Origin of the sequence: Paraburkholderia dipogonis, assembly GCF_042680985.1 — a bacterium.
Taxonomy (GTDB): domain Bacteria; phylum Pseudomonadota; class Gammaproteobacteria; order Burkholderiales; family Burkholderiaceae; genus Paraburkholderia; species Paraburkholderia phytofirmans.
The window spans coordinates 59,811-74,363 of sequence record NZ_JBHUFR010000034.1 but is presented as its reverse complement, the minus strand read 5'-3'; the positions used below and the strand labels follow the sequence as shown (position 1 = coordinate 74,363).

At 65.3% G+C, this 14,553-nt stretch carries 14 protein-coding genes; 9 read left to right on the top strand and 5 right to left on the bottom strand.

All coding sequences use genetic code 11. From position 1 onward, the window contains the following. Positions 1 to 59 precede the first annotated feature (59 nt). A complete protein-coding gene (locus ACFSNN_RS35745; RefSeq protein WP_134465587.1) occupies positions 60 to 743 on the top strand; it encodes a Pr6Pr family membrane protein in 684 nt (227 codons plus the stop codon). A 172-nt stretch (positions 744 to 915) separates the two neighbouring features. Beyond that, positions 916 to 1,203, top strand: coding sequence for a CsbD family protein (locus ACFSNN_RS35740; RefSeq protein ID WP_134463509.1), 288 nt, complete (start codon positions 916 to 918; stop codon positions 1,201 to 1,203). Between the two features lie 110 nt (positions 1,204 to 1,313). Here the strand turns inward: ACFSNN_RS35740 and ACFSNN_RS35735 are convergent, their stop codons facing one another. The 3 genes from ACFSNN_RS35735 to ACFSNN_RS35725 form a co-directional block, all read right to left on the bottom strand. Continuing rightward, a complete protein-coding gene (locus tag ACFSNN_RS35735) occupies positions 1,314 to 2,126 on the bottom strand; it encodes an exodeoxyribonuclease III (protein WP_134463507.1) in 813 nt (270 codons plus the stop codon). An 87-nt stretch (positions 2,127 to 2,213) separates the two neighbouring features. After that, entirely contained in the window at positions 2,214 to 2,369 is a 156-nt protein-coding gene (locus tag ACFSNN_RS35730; protein WP_244323101.1) for a hypothetical protein, read from the bottom strand. A 151-nt stretch (positions 2,370 to 2,520) separates the two neighbouring features. Next, on the bottom strand, positions 2,521 to 4,569 hold the full coding sequence (locus ACFSNN_RS35725) for a D-(-)-3-hydroxybutyrate oligomer hydrolase (protein WP_134465586.1): 2,049 nt from the start codon (positions 4,567 to 4,569) through the stop codon (positions 2,521 to 2,523). Positions 4,570 to 4,787: 218 nt separating this feature from the next. Between ACFSNN_RS35725 and ACFSNN_RS35720 the strand changes: the two genes are divergently transcribed. The 4 genes from ACFSNN_RS35720 (at position 4,788) to ACFSNN_RS35705 (ending at position 9,457) form a co-directional block, all read left to right on the top strand. After that, on the top strand, positions 4,788 to 5,513 hold the full coding sequence (locus tag ACFSNN_RS35720; protein ID WP_134463505.1) for a 2Fe-2S iron-sulfur cluster-binding protein: 726 nt from the start codon (positions 4,788 to 4,790) through the stop codon (positions 5,511 to 5,513). A 12-nt stretch (positions 5,514 to 5,525) separates the two neighbouring features. Continuing rightward, a complete protein-coding gene (locus tag ACFSNN_RS35715; RefSeq protein ID WP_134463503.1) occupies positions 5,526 to 6,527 on the top strand; it encodes an FAD binding domain-containing protein in 1,002 nt (333 codons plus the stop codon). Then, the gene (locus ACFSNN_RS35710; RefSeq protein WP_134463501.1) at positions 6,524 to 8,746 is read left to right on the top strand and encodes a xanthine dehydrogenase family protein molybdopterin-binding subunit; all 2,223 of its coding nucleotides are present in this window, start codon (positions 6,524 to 6,526) and stop codon (positions 8,744 to 8,746) included. Before ACFSNN_RS35715 ends, ACFSNN_RS35710 begins: the two co-directional genes overlap by 4 nt. 123 nt (positions 8,747 to 8,869) lie before the next feature. Beyond that, positions 8,870 to 9,457, top strand: coding sequence for a nucleotidyltransferase family protein (locus tag ACFSNN_RS35705; RefSeq protein ID WP_134463499.1), 588 nt, complete (start codon positions 8,870 to 8,872; stop codon positions 9,455 to 9,457). Between the two features lie 103 nt (positions 9,458 to 9,560). Here ACFSNN_RS35705 and ACFSNN_RS35700 read toward each other — a convergent pair whose 3' ends face one another. Next, the gene (locus ACFSNN_RS35700) at positions 9,561 to 10,109 is read right to left on the bottom strand and encodes a PaaI family thioesterase (protein WP_134463497.1); all 549 of its coding nucleotides are present in this window, start codon (positions 10,107 to 10,109) and stop codon (positions 9,561 to 9,563) included. Between the two features lie 348 nt (positions 10,110 to 10,457). Here ACFSNN_RS35700 and ACFSNN_RS35695 point away from each other — a divergent pair, with 348 nt between their 5' ends. The 3 genes from ACFSNN_RS35695 to ACFSNN_RS35685 all read left to right on the top strand — a co-directional run bounded on the left by ACFSNN_RS35695 (position 10,458) and on the right by ACFSNN_RS35685 (position 13,446). Then, positions 10,458 to 12,059, top strand: a complete 1,602-nt coding sequence (locus tag ACFSNN_RS35695) for a UdgX family uracil-DNA binding protein (protein WP_134463495.1) — start codon at positions 10,458 to 10,460, stop codon at positions 12,057 to 12,059. Positions 12,060 to 12,488: 429 nt separating this feature from the next. Continuing rightward, positions 12,489 to 13,193: a PIG-L family deacetylase gene (locus ACFSNN_RS35690; protein WP_134463493.1), complete on the top strand. Its 705-nt coding sequence runs from the start codon at positions 12,489 to 12,491 to the stop codon at positions 13,191 to 13,193. 100 nt (positions 13,194 to 13,293) lie between these two features. Next, a complete protein-coding gene (locus tag ACFSNN_RS35685; RefSeq protein ID WP_165614491.1) occupies positions 13,294 to 13,446 on the top strand; it encodes a hypothetical protein in 153 nt (50 codons plus the stop codon). Positions 13,447 to 13,479: 33 nt separating this feature from the next. Here ACFSNN_RS35685 and ACFSNN_RS35680 read toward each other — a convergent pair whose 3' ends face one another. Next, entirely contained in the window at positions 13,480 to 14,547 is a 1,068-nt protein-coding gene (locus ACFSNN_RS35680) for a 2-aminoethylphosphonate aminotransferase (RefSeq protein ID WP_134463491.1), read from the bottom strand. Positions 14,548 to 14,553 lie beyond the last annotated feature (6 nt).

The following is a 14,553-nucleotide window of genomic DNA, read 5'->3' as shown; positions in this document are numbered from 1 at the left end:
TTGGCGGGTGCGCTCGATAACGCACATTGCACGGCGCCTGCGTGTATAAAATCGAACTCATGCGCCCTGCCCTTTCCGAGCAACGGGAGCCCGAACTTCCGCTGCATACGCCCAGTGTATCGTCGGTGACACTCGCCGCGATCATCGCCGTCATTGCGTGGATTTCGATCGTCGCGCAAGCCGAGGTGACGATCGATCGCACGCTCGCCAGCGGGCTCAGCGTGCTCGACGGCCTGGCCCGCATGAGCAGTTACCTCACCAATCTCACGGCGCTCGCCTGCGCGATCTGTTTCACCTGCGTGGCCTTGCGTAGACACAGATCGACGCCCGCGCGCTTTTTCCGGCAGCCTACCGTCGTCACCGCCGTGGTGGTGTACATGGCGTTCGTGGGGATCGCCTACAACCTGCTGTTGCGAGGTTACTGGACGCCCACGGCATTCCGGATGCTGCTCAACGAATCGCTCCATAGCGTCCTGCCCATGCTCGCCGCGCTCTACTGGGTGCTGTTCGTGCCGCGCTTTCATCTCAAGCTGCGGCATTGTCTGTGGTGGCTGGTGTATCCGCTGACCTACCTCGGCGTGACCTTCTGGCGCGGGCGTTTGTCGGATTTCTACCCCTATCCGTTCATCAATGTCGAGAGGCTCGGCTTCACACACGCCATGGTGAATCCGGCGCTACTGTTCGGCGGCTTCCTTATGTTGATGGCCCTATTCGTGGGAATCAATTCCCGGCGACGGCACTGAAGCAACGCCGGCCTGGCGTCCCTGTTTTTTCCCGCTCCCTCGGGCGCGCTTCTTGCGCGCTGTCTGGTGGACGTAAGTCGCGCTTTTCAGCGCGGCGTGCGCGACACCTTGGTGTGGCAGCGTTGCGATCGCAATGGCTCACACGTAAATTTGACAATGGGAGCAAAAACGTATGGACACCAATTCGGCAGCTAACACAGCGGAAGGCGCGGTCAAGGAAGTCGCGGGCAAGGTTCAGAGCGCCGTCGGCGACGTGCTGGGCGACACCGGCACGCAACTGGCCGGCAAGGCGAAAGAGCTCAGCGGCAAAGCCCAGCAACTGGCCGCGAGCACGACGAGTCTCGTGCGCGAGACCACGGCGGAAAGCCCGTTCACCGCGATCGCGGTGGTCGCGCTCGCCGGTTTCGTGGCCGGCGCGCTGTGGGCGCATGGCGCGGCGGGACGCGACTATCGCCGTTAATTTTCGACGCGGTTGACCACCGGGCGATCTGCTTCAGGCGATCGCCCGGTTCGCGTTTATGCACCAGCGTTTTTGCACCACCGTTTGCGCGCTATCGCTTATCCATCCCCTTATGCGCCGCTTTTCTTGCGGCGCGCCGCGCCCATCTCCAGCTCGACCCACGTCGGCGCATGATCGCTCGCGTGCGGCTCGCCCCGCACCCAGCGGTCGACGCCCGCGTCGCGCAAGCGCGGCGCGAGGTCGGCGCTCAGCAGCAGATGGTCGATGCGTAAGCCTGAGTTCGTGTCCCAATGCCGGCGGAAATAGTCCCAGAAGGTGTAGACGCGTTCGTCGCCGAAATGTGTTCGCAGCGCGTCGGTCCAGCCTTGCGCGAGCAGCCGCTGGTAGCGTTCGCGGCTCTCGGGTTGCAGCAGCGCATCCTTCAGCCACGAGCGCGGGTTGTAGATGTCTTCGTCGGTCGGCACCACGTTGAAGTCGCCGGCCAGCACGACCGGATGAGCGCTCTTGTATAGCTTCGCCGCGTGCTCGATGAAATGATCGAACCACGCCAGTTTGTAGTCGAACTTGGGGCCCGGTTGCGGATTGCCGTTCGGCAGATAGAGGCACGCCACCAGCACGCCGCCGACCGCTGCTTCGAGGTAGCGGCTGTGCGTGTCGTCCTCGAAACCGGGCAGGCCACGGCGGCTCTCCAGCGGTGCCTCGCCCTTCGACAGGATCGCCACGCCGTTCCATGCGCTCTGCCCTTGCCAGATCGCACCGTAGCCCGCGTCGCGCAGTTGCTCGACGGGAAACGCGCTGTCCACTGCTTTTAGTTCCTGCAAACAGACGATGTCGGGCGCCTCGCGTTCGAGCCATTGCAGCAGCGCCGGCAGGCGCGAGCGGATTCCGTTGATGTTGAAGGTCGCGATTCGAAGCCTGGCCACGGCATGTCCTCCCTGCAATGCGTGCTATTGCGCCGCCGCGTCGCACCACTCCATCGCCCAGGACTTCGCGCATGAAATCGCATCGGCCTAGTCGGAAAAGGCGTCGATGTCACCGGAATCGTGCGACTGGACGTGCTCGTTTTTGCGCGGCACGCGAGTGATCTTCGCTCTCGCGTAGTAGAGGCCGTCATCGTCATGGCGGGCGCGGCAATCGATATGGAAATGCCGGTAGTCGAACTGCATTCGCTCTCCTTTGAACGCGCTTCACTTCAACACAACAGCGGTAGCATCGCTTATACCCGGACGACCGTGCTCGCTGCGCGGCGGCTCACGCACGCCGGCTCGCGTGCGTGATGGCCGCCGTTGTGAGCGCGGCGCGTGCAGTCCGCGCGACTCAGTTCGGCACGTTCACGGCGCCGTTGGTCACGGTGATCGCGTTGATACCCGGACTCGCCGCGATCGCAGGCAGATTGGCGGTGGTCAGCGCGGGCGCGGCGCCCGCCGTGCCGCCGCGCGGCACCGTGTGAATCACCTGCGACGGCGGCAGCGGCGTACCGCTCTTCAGATGACTCCACATCAGATTGAGCGCTTGGATATTGTAGTAATGCAGCGGCACGAAGCGCGTATCGAAGCCCGCCACGCCGAGGAACGCATCGAAATGCTGGGCGTTCGTCACTTCGTAGAACGAGAGCTTGCTCGCGCCACCTTCGCTCAGTTGATTCAGGCCGAGATACGGCCGCGATGCATGGTTGATCGGCACCAGCGCATCCGCGCGGCCCTGCACGATGATCGCGGGCTTGCCATGCAGATTCGCGTTCACGCGAATGGCCTCGACGCTGTTGGTCAGCGTGCCGTTGGTCCACAGCGTACGCAGGCAGGAAGCGCCCGCGTAACTGCCATCGGGTGTCGCCAGCCGGTGGTCCGCCGCTCCGCCGCCCGAGTTGAAGACGAGGTTGATGCCGTTGGTCGGCGGCACCCCGTTGCCATTGCCGAACACCGTGAGCATCGGCGACACGGCCGGTGTGACGCCGGCTGCTCCCGTCGCGCTCGTCGTGCCGAAGCTGAAGTCGCAAAGATTGGCGGTGACGCTCGCTTTCGCGTACGCATCCGCGTAAGTCACTGCGACGGCCGGCACCGCTTGCGAGTCCCACATCGGCGCTTGCAGCAGATCGGAGTCGGTCTGGTAGCCGTTCTGATGCAGCAGCGCGAGCGCGTTGATCGCCTGGGTCGTCACGTTCCCGCCCGCGATCACGCCGGCGCTTGCCAGCGACGCGCATCGTGCGGTGCGAATCGCCGTGGTCGTGGCGAGCGGCAGCGCCGTCAGATACGGCGCGCCGGCCGCGGCGGGCGCGAGCGCCGCGCACGGTTGCAACTGGTTGGCGAGCGTCATGTAGTCGGCGAGCGGCTTGCCGAATGCGCCGACCGGCACGCCGCCCTGAGCTACCGACACCTGCGCGGGCAAGCGCAAATTGATCTGCGGCTCGCCGACGACAACCGCCGTGATCCAACCGGACGTGTCCTGTTCCGCCGCCGCGAGCGACGCGCCGCCGCCGTTACTCACCGAAGCCGCGATCGTGGTGATGCTGCCGCCCGCGTAACGCACGGTGCGGGTTGAACCGTTGAGCGTGCCGTACGAATCGTTGAGCGCCCAATACGCGAACTGGATCGCTTCCAACGTATCGTTGCCCCAATCCTTCTCGGGATTCTGCTGCGAGTGCGCATGCTTGAACGCGTAGCGATTCGGAAACTGGCTGTTGTAAGTCGCGAGATCGGTGTTGCCCAGGTTGGCCGTGAAGAGGCTGGCCTTGCCCGCGGCGGTGGCATCCTGCAAGGTGCCGTCGATTAGCGTGACCCGATTGGTCGACAGTTCGTGCGCACCGTTGCCACTGCCTTTATCGGTGTACGCCACCGCGCAACCGCGCTTGAGCCCCCACTCGCCGGCCGCCGAAATCGCGCCGTACACGCCGCGCGAACCGGATGACGTCGCCGTGACAATGCACGGCTGATCCGGATTGAAGCTCGCCGGTATCTGCACCAGCATGGTGACGTTCTGCGTGCCGCTGCCGTCGTCGGCGTAAGCCAGATATTCCTTGCCGGCGATCTTGCCTTCGCCGAGCGTGTCGTTGCCGTTCAGATCGACGTTCGGCCCCCAGAAGCGTCCATAGCCGCCGTTCGCCGTCATGTCGACGAGCGCGCGATAGTTCGACCAGATGGCGAGGCGCCGCAGTTCGGCGGCGGTAGGTTGCGCGGCGTTGGCAATGGCCGGCGCCGTGGCCGACCCGAGGCCGGTTTTGCCGAGGCCCGCGGTAAGCAGATCGTCGGTATTGCCGTCGTAGGCCTGCGTTTTTACCGAGGAGGCGGTAATGAAACCCGGTAGCGCGTTCGCTTGCGGCGGCGAATTATCGTCATTGCCGCCGTGGCAGGCAGTCAGTACGACTGACATGGCCAACGTGATCGCAAGGGTTCGCACCACCGGCACCGGTTGTTGCGCGGGCTCGACTCTGAGTGTGGACTTCACGTTTTTCGTCTCCGATATTTGCTAATACCGTTGTGAATGCAACGGCACCCAAATTGCTGCGTGCTGTCCAATGGATCGCGACGCTTCGGATACCGACGCATCGCTAGCCTGCATTGACCTTTCAATGGAGTCAATAGAACGTCATGTCCTCGCGTAACGAAAGTCAGGATCCGGGCGACGTCCCAGCCGCCATCCCAACCAAACCTTCACGCCGCCGCTTTCTTCAATCTGCTGCCGCTGCCGCCACGGTCGGCGCCGCGCCGCATCTGCGCGCGCAAACCCAAACCCCAACCGCGCCGCCGGCTCAGGTTCGGCAAGCCGTGCCGCCGCGTCCAGTCACGCTGACCGTGAATGGCCGCGCATACACGCTGCAACTCGAACCGCGCGTGACCTTGCTCGATGCATTAAGGGAATACGCGGGCCTGATGGGCACGAAGAAAGGCTGCGATCGCGGACAGTGCGGTGCATGCACGGTGCTCGCCGATGGCCGCCGCATCAACTCGTGCCTGACGCTCGCCGTGATGCACGAAGGCGAGAACATCACGACGGTCGAAGGGCTTGCCGCCAACGGCGTATTGAGTCCGATACAGCGCGCCTTCATCGAACACGATGCCTTTCAATGCGGTTACTGTACGCCCGGGCAGTTGTGTTCCGCGACTGCCCTTCTGAACGAATTCCGCAACGGCACCGCCAGCACCGTCACGGCCGATGTCCGCAGCCGCCCAGCGCAACTTTCCGACGATGAAATCCGCGAGCGCATGAGCGGCAACATTTGCCGCTGCGGCGCGTACGCGAATATCGTGGCCGCCGTACGCGCGGTGCACGAAGGCGCCGAATCAGTCAGCGGCAACGACAACCCCAACGCCTGACGGAGCGAATGCATGGATGCGATCTCTTATGAACGCGCCGGCGATGTCGCCGGCGCAGTGCGAGCGGCACAGCAGCCGGGGGCGGTATTCATCGGCGGCGGCACCAATCTGCTCGATCTGATGAAGGGCGGCGTAGCGCGGCCGATGCGGCTAATCGATATCACGCATATCAGCGGACTCGATACGGTCACGACGCTGGCTGACGGCGGTATCCGGCTCGGCGCGCTGGTGCGCAATAGCGATGCGGCCAACCACGCGCTGGTGCGCGAGCAATACCCGTTGCTCTCGCAAGCATTTCTGGCGGGTGCATCTTCGCAACTGCGCAATATGGCGACGGTCGGCGGCAATCTGCTGCAACGCACGCGTTGCGGCTATTTCTACGACACCGCCTTCACGCAGTGCAACAAGCGCATGCCGGGCAGCGGCTGCGCGGCGCTCGAGGGCTGCAATCGCACTCATGCGATTCTCGGCGCGAGTCCGCAATGCATCGCCGTGAATCCGTCGGATATGAACGTGGCGCTTGCCGCGCTCGATGCCGTGGTGCGCGTGAGCGGCCCCGCTGGCGAACGCACCATTGCGTTCGCCGACTTTCATCGGCTTCCCGGCGACCGGCCCGATGTCGATACCACGTTGCAACCCGGCGAACTGATCACTGCCGTCGATCTGCCGCCGCCGCTCTTCAGCGCGAACTCCCATTATCTGAAAGTGCGTGACCGCGCCAGTTACGCATTCGCGCTGGTCTCGGTCGCCGCCGCCTTGCAGATGGACGGCGGCCGCGTGAAGACGGCGCGCATCGCGTTGGGCGGCGTCGCGCATAAACCGTGGCGCGCGAGCGTCGCGGAACAGATGCTCGACGGTCAGCCGCTCACGCAAGCGACACTGAGCAACGCCGCCGCGGCCGCGTTACGCGAAGCGCGGCCGCAACACGACAATCGTTTCAAGGTGCAGCTCGCGCAACGCGCGATCGTGCGCGCTGTCAACCAGGCCGCCGGCCGCGCGGGAGGTGTCGCATGAGTCTGATCGGTCAACCCGTCGACCGCACCGACGGTCTGCTCAAAGTCACCGGCGAAGCGCGCTACGCCGCCGAATTTCCCGAAGCGCGTCTCGCGCATGCGGTGCTCGTCACCAGCACGATTGCGAGCGGCACCATCGCCTCGATCGATGCGAGCCGCTCGCAGTCACTGCCCGGCGTGCTGCTCGTGATGACGTATCAGAACGCGCCGCGTCTGCCGAACGGCGGCAAGCCCGCGTTGGCGCCGCCGGCCGGACGCCGCCTGTCGCTGCTGCAGGACAATCGGATTCACTACAGCAACGAACCGGTCGCCGTGGTGGTGGCCGACACGCTCGAACACGCCACCGACGCCGCGCGTCGATTGCGCATTACGTATCAGAGCAGCGCCGCGACCGTGGACTTCACGCGAGCCAAGCCGAACGCGCATGCGCCGGACAAACCGCAAGGCCGGCAGACCGACACGCAACGCGGCAGCTTCGACGATGGCTTGCGAAGCGGCGCGGTGCACGTGGACGCGACGTACACCACGCCGATCGAACATCACAATCCGATGGAGCCGCACGCCACGATGGCGCGCTGGGACGGCCCGCAACTCACGCTCTACGATTCGACGCAAGGTGTCAGCGGCGCGGCACTGGCGATTGCGAAGACGTTCGGCATGTCACCGTCCCACGTGCGCGTAATTTCGCCGTTCGTGGGCGGCGGTTTCGGTTGCAAGGGCTCGTCGTGGTCGCACGTGTCGTTGTGCGCGATGGCGGCGAAGCAGACCGGCCGCCCCGTGCGGCTCGTCCTCGAACGGCCGCAGATGTTCGGGCCGGTCGGCGCGCGGCCGCGCACCGAACAGCACTTCGTGCTCGCCGCCCGCCACGACGGTACGCTGACCGCCATGCGCCACGACAGCGTCTCGAACACCTCGGTGATCGAAGATTGGACCGAGACCTGCTGCATGGTCACGCGCATGCTGTACGCGGTGCCGAATCAGGTGACCACGCACCGCATCGTGCCGCTCAACCTCGGCACGCCGACCTTCACGCGCGCGCCGGGCGAAACGACCGGTTCGTTCGCGCTCGAATCGGCCATGGACGAACTTGCCACGGCCTTGAAGATGGACCCGCTCGCGCTGCGCATCAAGAATTACGCCGAGGCCGATCCACAGGAAAACAAGCCGTGGTCGGGCAAGTCCCTGCGCGAGTGTTATCAGATCGGCGCCGAGAAATTCGGCTGGTCGCGGCGCACGCCCGCGCCTCGCTCCATGCGCGACGGCGGCAAGCTGATCGGCATGGGCATGGCAACCGCGACCTATCCGGCCAATCGCAGCGAAGCCAGCGCCATCGCGCGGATTTTGCCGGACGGCACCGCGATGGTCGCGTCCGGCACGCAGGATATCGGCACCGGCACTTACACCGTCATGACCCAGGTGGCCGCCGACGCGCTCGGCTTCGCGCCGGAAAATATTCACTTCGCGCTCGGCGATTCATCGCTGCCCAGAGCGCCGGTGTCGGGCGGATCGCAATCAGCCGCAAGCGTCTCGCCAGCCGTGCGCGACGCGGCGAACCAGGCGCGCAGCCAGCTGATCGCGCTGGCGCTCGCCGATCAGGCTTCGCCCGTGCACGGCATCGCGCTCGACGACATCACCGTGGAAAACGGCTGGGTGATCAGCCGCTCGCAACCGGGCAAGCGCGATCCGGCGGCAGCGATCATCGCGCGCTCGGGCGGCAAGCCGATCGAGGCGAGCGCGACCGTCAAGCCCGGCGACGAAAAGCAGAAGTACTCGTTTCACTCGTTCGGCGCGGTGTTCGCGGAGGTGCATGTCGATGCCGATCTCGGCACGATTCGCGTGGCGCGCGTGGTCGGCGTGTACGACGTGGGGCGCGTGCTTAACCAGAAGACGGCGCGCAGCCAGTTGATGGGCGGCATCGTGTGGGGCATCGGGGCGGCGCTGCAGGAAGAGACCTCGCTCGATACGCGCTATGGCCGCTTCACCAACGCGAATCTCGCCGAGTATCACGTGCCGGTGAATGCCGATATCGGCTCGCTCGACATTACCTTTATCGACCGGCCGGACCCGTTTATCAACTCGCTCGGGGTGCGAGGTATCGGCGAAATCGGCATTACCGGCGTGCCGGCGGCGATCGCCAACGCTGTCTATCACGCCACAGGCGTGCGCGTGCGCGATTTGCCCGTCACGCTCGATAGGGTGATGGACGCGATGCAGGTTTGAGGGGCGCGCTTTTGCGGCGCGGCGCGAATCGAAGGCGGCAAGCGCCGCGCATTGATATTGGCGCTTGCCTGTGGCCGCGTTGCATCGCACAATCGACCTCATCCCTTCTACCGGTGCCCGCCCATGGCCTACGCCTCGCTCGCCACTGGCGTGTTGCTTGCCGCCGGGTTCGGCTCGCGCTTCGACCCGGACGGCCTGCACAATAAGCTGCTGGCACGCATGCCCGACGGCACGCCGGTGGCGCATGAAGCCGCGCATCGGCTGCTGCGGGTCGTGACACAGGTGGTCGCCGTGGTGCGGCCGGGTTCGGACGCGCTCGCGCGACTGCTCAACGACGCCGGCTGCGACGTGGTGTTCGCGGCGGAAGCCGAACGCGGCATGGGTGCGAGCCTTGCCGCCGGCGTCGAGGCCAGCGCGGAGGCCGAGGGCTGGATCGTCGCGCTCGCCGACATGCCGCGCATCGCCACGACCACGATCGAAGACGTGGCGCGCGCGTTGGACGGTGGTGCTTCGCTGGTCGCGCCGTTTTACCAGGGGCAGCGCGGGCATCCGGTCGGCTTCGGCATCGAGCACCGCGGCGCGCTGCTGGCGCTCGACGGCGATACCGGCGCCAGATCCTTATTCATGTCTCAGCAGGTGACGCGCCTCGACGTCGACGATGCGGGGATTTTGCGCGACGTCGATACACCTGAGGATTTGCGCAAGCTGTAGGCCGGTCGATTGCTCGAAGGTCGAAGGACAGCGTGGTGATGACGTGGGCTACGCGGCCGACGATCTCGCGGGCGGCGGCCCGCGTGAGATCCCGGCTTATCGGTTAGGTAGCTCGGCTAGGTAGCTCGAACACAAGGCAGGTTGTCGTGGCATGGGCGTAAAGCGTGCCGTCGGGGCCGACCAGACGCGCTTCCGCGGTCGCCAGTTGACGGCCGCAGTGGATCACTTTGCCCTCGGCGCGGACACGCTGCAGGCGCGGTGTCACCGCTTTCACGTAGTTCACGCTCAGTTCGGCGGTCGTATAGCCGCGCCCGGGCGGCATCATTGTGTGCACGGAGCAGCCAAGCGCGGAGTCGAGCAGCGTCGCCATCCAGCCGCCGTGAACCGTGCCCAGCGGATTCAGATGCTGGGCGAGTGGCGTGCCCTGGAACACCGCGTGTCCTGCAGCGACCTCCATGAGGATAAAGTCGAGCGTCTTTGCGATCGCGGCGTAGGGCAATTCGCCCGCGACGATCGCTTGCAGTACTTCCAGTCCCGACTTGCCCGCAATCTGCCCCAGACTTGCCAGACCGGGTCCCGGCCCCGCATTGATTTTGACAAGCACGTCCCGTTCTTCTGCAATCCAGCGTTCAAGGGTTTGTTCGTTAGCCAATGCAATTGTCCCCGGTGAATGAAAAGAGAGTGAGGGCGCCAATTACATCATCAATCGGCGGCGGTGGCTGCTTGCTCGATTGGGTGTAAGGCTGTGGGCGCCGCTTTGGCGAACATTGGAAGGTTTGCAGAAGGTCGATCGGCCACCGGCCGCTATCGGGCTTGGTTCGATCATGAAACGCCATTGGCCCTGACTTAGGCTCAGTGGAAGCACCCCGGTCGCGAATTCCGTCTCCTGCAGCGACACGCTTGATCTGGACCGGCATTCAGGCGCATACTGTATATCCATACAGTATTTCAGTCCGCACGGATTCATGCGTTCAGCAGCGCAGAGCCGCGGCGCGTCCGCATGAAACGCATTGCTATCGAACCGTCTTTTGCCGCCTGGCGCCATGCGGCGCGGGAACTGCTGCGGCAAGGCGTCGAGCCTGCGCGGATCGAGTGGGTTGAATGCGATTCGTGTGATTCGGCCCGCTCGGATAGCGGCAACGCAAGCGCTCAACAAGGTTCCGCCACCGCTTCGGCAACTCCCACGCCCGCGATTCCTCGTGAACTGCTCGCCTGGCTGAAAACGGCGGCCTGCTATTACGCGCCGGACCGCTGGTCGCTGCTCTATCGCATCCTGTGGCGTTGGACACACGGCGAGCGCCACGTCCTCGATCCGCAAGACACCGACGGCGCGTTGCTCGATCAGCGCATCCAGTCGGTCGAGCATGAAACCAGTGATCTGGTGGCGCTCACTCTGTTCAGGCGGCGCGATCCGTCCATGGGAGCGCCGGAATTCGTAGGCTGGTACGAGCCGCATCATGATCTGCTGGCGCAGGCCGCCGAGCGTTTTGCCGAGCGCATGGGCGATTCCACGTGGATGCTGGCGACGCCGCAAGGCGCGGTGTTCTGGAACGGCATGCTGCTGCAAATCAGTCGGCCGGCAACGGAAGAAAGCGGGCACGTTACGCACGCTTTGCCGATCGGCCAGTTGAACGGGCTAGCCACGCCAGCATTGTCGCCGAGTCAGCGGAGCGAGCCGACCACGCCGACATTGCCGGCGGGCCAGCCGAACGGGCCAACTGCTCCGACTTTGCCGCCGAGTCAGCGGAACGGCCCGACCACGCCGACATTGCCCCCCGCCGCCATGGCCGGCGAAGCCACGACCAGTGAACCCACCGAGGCCCTCTGGCTCGCCTACTACGCCAGCGTATTCAATGGCACGCCGACGCCCATGCCGCTGCGTTACTGGAAAACACCCCCCGCCGGTCCGCCGCTACCCGCGCAACTCGCGCGCGAACGAAGCCGCCTCGGCGCGCAGCGTGGCACCGTCACCATTCCTGAGATACCGCCGCTCGAATATTCGGCGGTGACGCCACCCTTGCGCGAGCCCACCGGCCCGCTGCCCACCTGCCGACGCTGCGCGCTGTGGCGCAACGCGAAGCAAGCCATCGCGGGCGCCGGCCCGGCTCGGGCCGCGCTCATGGTGGTCGGCGAACAACCCGGTGAGCACGAGAACCAGCACGGCGCGCCCTTCACGGGCCCCGCCGGTCAACTGCTCGACACGGTGCTGGCGCGCGCCGGCCTCGAACGCTCGGCGCTCTATCTGACCTATGCCGTCAAGCATTACAAATGGGAAACGCTGGAACAGCAACGCGTCCACCGCACACCCGCGCGGCGCGAGGTCGAGGCTTGCCAGTACTGGCTGGACCACGAGCTCGCACAGGTCGCGCCGCGCGTGGTCGTCACGCTCGGCGCGACGGCGCTGAAGGCGTTGACGGGCGCGCACGTCAATCTGTCGGAGTATCTGGGGCAGACCATCGATCACGGCGGCCGGCTGATCGTACCGACGTGGCATCCGTCGTATGCGCTGAAAATGGCCGATGGACGGTTGCGCGAGGATATCGTCGCGGGCATGGTGGCGGCGTTCAGGCACGCGGCAGGGTTGGCGGCGCAAGGGGCGTAGCTTTTTTACCCCGAAGGGCCCGACGCTCACCAGTTGAGAAATACCGATAGCCGCTCACATGTGTGCGGTTATGAGGTTTTGTCGCTCACATGTGCGCGGTTAACCTGAGCCGACCTGCTCCCGAATTGGAAGCACTTTAAGGCCGGCTCGAGCGTCCGGGCGCAGGCGAGACCCGGTGCCATTTTTGCTTCCGACAGCCGTGGGACCGAGACAACCACGTGTCTTCAGCCCCAGCAAAGGTGAGCCTTTGCAGGACCCACTACCCGCCACGCCCTCAGGCACGCGGCTTGCAAATCACAAACCCGCCGCGCAAGCCGCGACGATTCCGCCTAAGCTGATGTGACGCCGCATTTTTCCAAGCATCGGCGCGACACTCGGCCTCTACCCGCTTCGTCCACGGCCCGCGCGTCGCGAACCAACACACGCCCCATGAGCGAAACCAGCCCACGCCTTTTCATTGTCTCGCCCCATTTCGACGACGCCGTCTTCAGTTGCGGCGCATTGCTCGCCGCCCATCCCGACGCCGCGGTCTGCACGGTATTCGCCGCGCCGCCCGAGCACACGATGCATACCGAATGGGATAAAAAGGCAGGCTTCACGGACGCCCATCAGGCCATCCACGAACGAACGCTGGAAGACAACCGCGCACTCGAAGTGCTCGACGCGATTCCGCTGCGCATGCCGTTTCGCGACAGTCAATATCTGGACTCGCCCTCGATCAGCAAAATGGCGGCGGCGCTCGAAGAAACCATCTACCGCACCACCGCCAACACGCTGCTGATGCCGCTCGGCCTGTATCACGACGATCACGTGCGGGTGTTCGAAGCCTGCTGTGAAATCCTGCCGCGCCTGTCGCATCTCACCTGGTTCGGCTACGAGGAAGCGATTCACCGGCGCACGCCCGGCGTGGTGCAGGCGCGGCTCGCCGATCTCGCGCAGCGCGGCATCGTCGCGACGCCGGCCAGTCCGAGCGCCGGCCACACCATCGACGCACAGCGCCGCGCGCAACTCAAACGCGAGGCGGTCTATGCCTATGAGAGCCAGTTGCGCGCATTCGGCGCGGGCAATTACGACGACGTCTTCGCGACCGAGCGTTACTGGCAGCTCAGCGTGGGTCGTCGCTTGAAAAAGTAGGAGACGCGGTGCGCCGGAAAGGCCTACGCTTGAAGAGAACGGCCGGCGTGAGTTCGACGCCGTCGCCGCACCGGCCTCTTCTCCCCCCAAAGGTGCTGCCATGAGCTACGACATGCATACCAGTCCGATTCCCGACCCCAACGCCGACCCGAATCGCGACCCGGAAGCCGATCCGCTAGTGCCGCCGTCACCCGGCCATCACACAGAGGAACCGCAGCGCCCCGATGGGCCGCCGGACAAAGACCCGGTGTGACCGCATTGCGCGGCCGGCCACCGGAAGCGTGCATCAGCGCATCAGTTCGGTAAAGCCTTGCAACAGACGGTCGATGTCGGCGGCGTGAATGTTGCCCATCGTCGAGATGCGGAACAGCTCGGCCGACAAACCGCCTTGCCCTGCATAGATGACGAAGCCGCGCGACTTCAGCGCGTCGTGCAATTGCGGATACGCAATGCCTTGCGGCAAACGGTACGCGCGCAATACCACCGACGACTCTCCCGGCGCCAACACGCTGCCCATGCCGCGCTCGGCAAGGCCCGCCCGCGCCTGTTCGGCCAGCGCCGCGTAGCGTGCGTGACGCGCGCGCCAGCCGCCTTCGTCGGCGAGTTCGCGCAACGCTTCGACGAGTGCGTAATACGCATGCACCGACGGCGTGAAGGGCGTATTGCGCTGGTCCTGCAACTTCGCGAGACGGCCGAGATCCAGGTAATACGTGCGGCTCGCCGCTTGCGCGAGCGCTGCGCGGCGCACCAGCACGAACGACGCGCCCGGCACGCCATGCAGACATTTGTTCGCCGTGGCGGCGACCGCGTCGAGGCTGGCGTCGGCGAAATCGATCGTTTCCGCGCCGAAGCTGCTCACGCCGTCCACCAGCAGACGCAGTCCGCGCGCGCGGCACAATGCGCCGAGCGCCGCCAGATCGTTTAGACGGCCCGTGGTGGTTTCGTGATGAATCACGGCGACGTGTGTGAACGCTTTGTCCGCGTCGAGGCGTTCGGCGATCTTCGTGAGATCGGGCGCCTGCATCCAGTCGTGCTTCAGCGACTCATGCGCGATGCCGTACTGCGCGGCGATCTGCGAAATGCGCTCGCCGTACACGCCGTTTTCCACCACGAGCAGCTTGCCGTTCTGCGGCACCAGCGCGGCGGTCATGCTTTCGACAGCCGCCGTGCCGGAGCCGGTCATCAGCACGGCCTGCCATTCGCCGGCGTCGAGGCCGTACAGATCGACGAGGCGCGTGCGCGCCTCTTCCTGCAGATCGAAAAACTCGCTTTCGCGGTGGCACAGATCCGTCTGCAACAGGCTGTTGCGAACGCGCTCGGTGAGCGTCACCGGACCGGGATTGAGCAGCAGCATAAGTGT

Excerpts from the sequence above, each read along its gene's own strand:
- ACFSNN_RS35685 (WP_165614491.1), top strand. The coding sequence starts at position 13,294 with ATGAGCTACGACATGCATACCAGTCCGATTCCCGACCCCAACGCCGAC.
- ACFSNN_RS35710 (WP_134463501.1), top strand. The coding sequence starts at position 6,524 with ATGAGTCTGATCGGTCAACCCGTCGACCGCACCGACGGTCTGCTCAAA.
- ACFSNN_RS35725 (WP_134465586.1), bottom strand. The coding sequence starts at position 4,569 with ATGTCAGTCGTACTGACTGCCTGCCACGGCGGCAATGACGATAATTCG.
- ACFSNN_RS35680 (WP_134463491.1), bottom strand. The coding sequence starts at position 14,547 with ATGCTGCTGCTCAATCCCGGTCCGGTGACGCTCACCGAGCGCGTTCGC.
- ACFSNN_RS35745 (WP_134465587.1), top strand. The coding sequence starts at position 60 with ATGCGCCCTGCCCTTTCCGAGCAACGGGAGCCCGAACTTCCGCTGCAT.
- ACFSNN_RS35695 (WP_134463495.1), top strand. The coding sequence starts at position 10,458 with ATGAAACGCATTGCTATCGAACCGTCTTTTGCCGCCTGGCGCCATGCG.
- ACFSNN_RS35705 (WP_134463499.1), top strand. The coding sequence starts at position 8,870 with ATGGCCTACGCCTCGCTCGCCACTGGCGTGTTGCTTGCCGCCGGGTTC.
- ACFSNN_RS35720 (WP_134463505.1), top strand. The coding sequence starts at position 4,788 with ATGTCCTCGCGTAACGAAAGTCAGGATCCGGGCGACGTCCCAGCCGCC.
- ACFSNN_RS35740 (WP_134463509.1), top strand. The coding sequence starts at position 916 with ATGGACACCAATTCGGCAGCTAACACAGCGGAAGGCGCGGTCAAGGAA.
- ACFSNN_RS35730 (WP_244323101.1), bottom strand. The coding sequence starts at position 2,369 with ATGCAGTTCGACTACCGGCATTTCCATATCGATTGCCGCGCCCGCCAT.
- ACFSNN_RS35715 (WP_134463503.1), top strand. The coding sequence starts at position 5,526 with ATGGATGCGATCTCTTATGAACGCGCCGGCGATGTCGCCGGCGCAGTG.
- ACFSNN_RS35690 (WP_134463493.1), top strand. The coding sequence starts at position 12,489 with ATGAGCGAAACCAGCCCACGCCTTTTCATTGTCTCGCCCCATTTCGAC.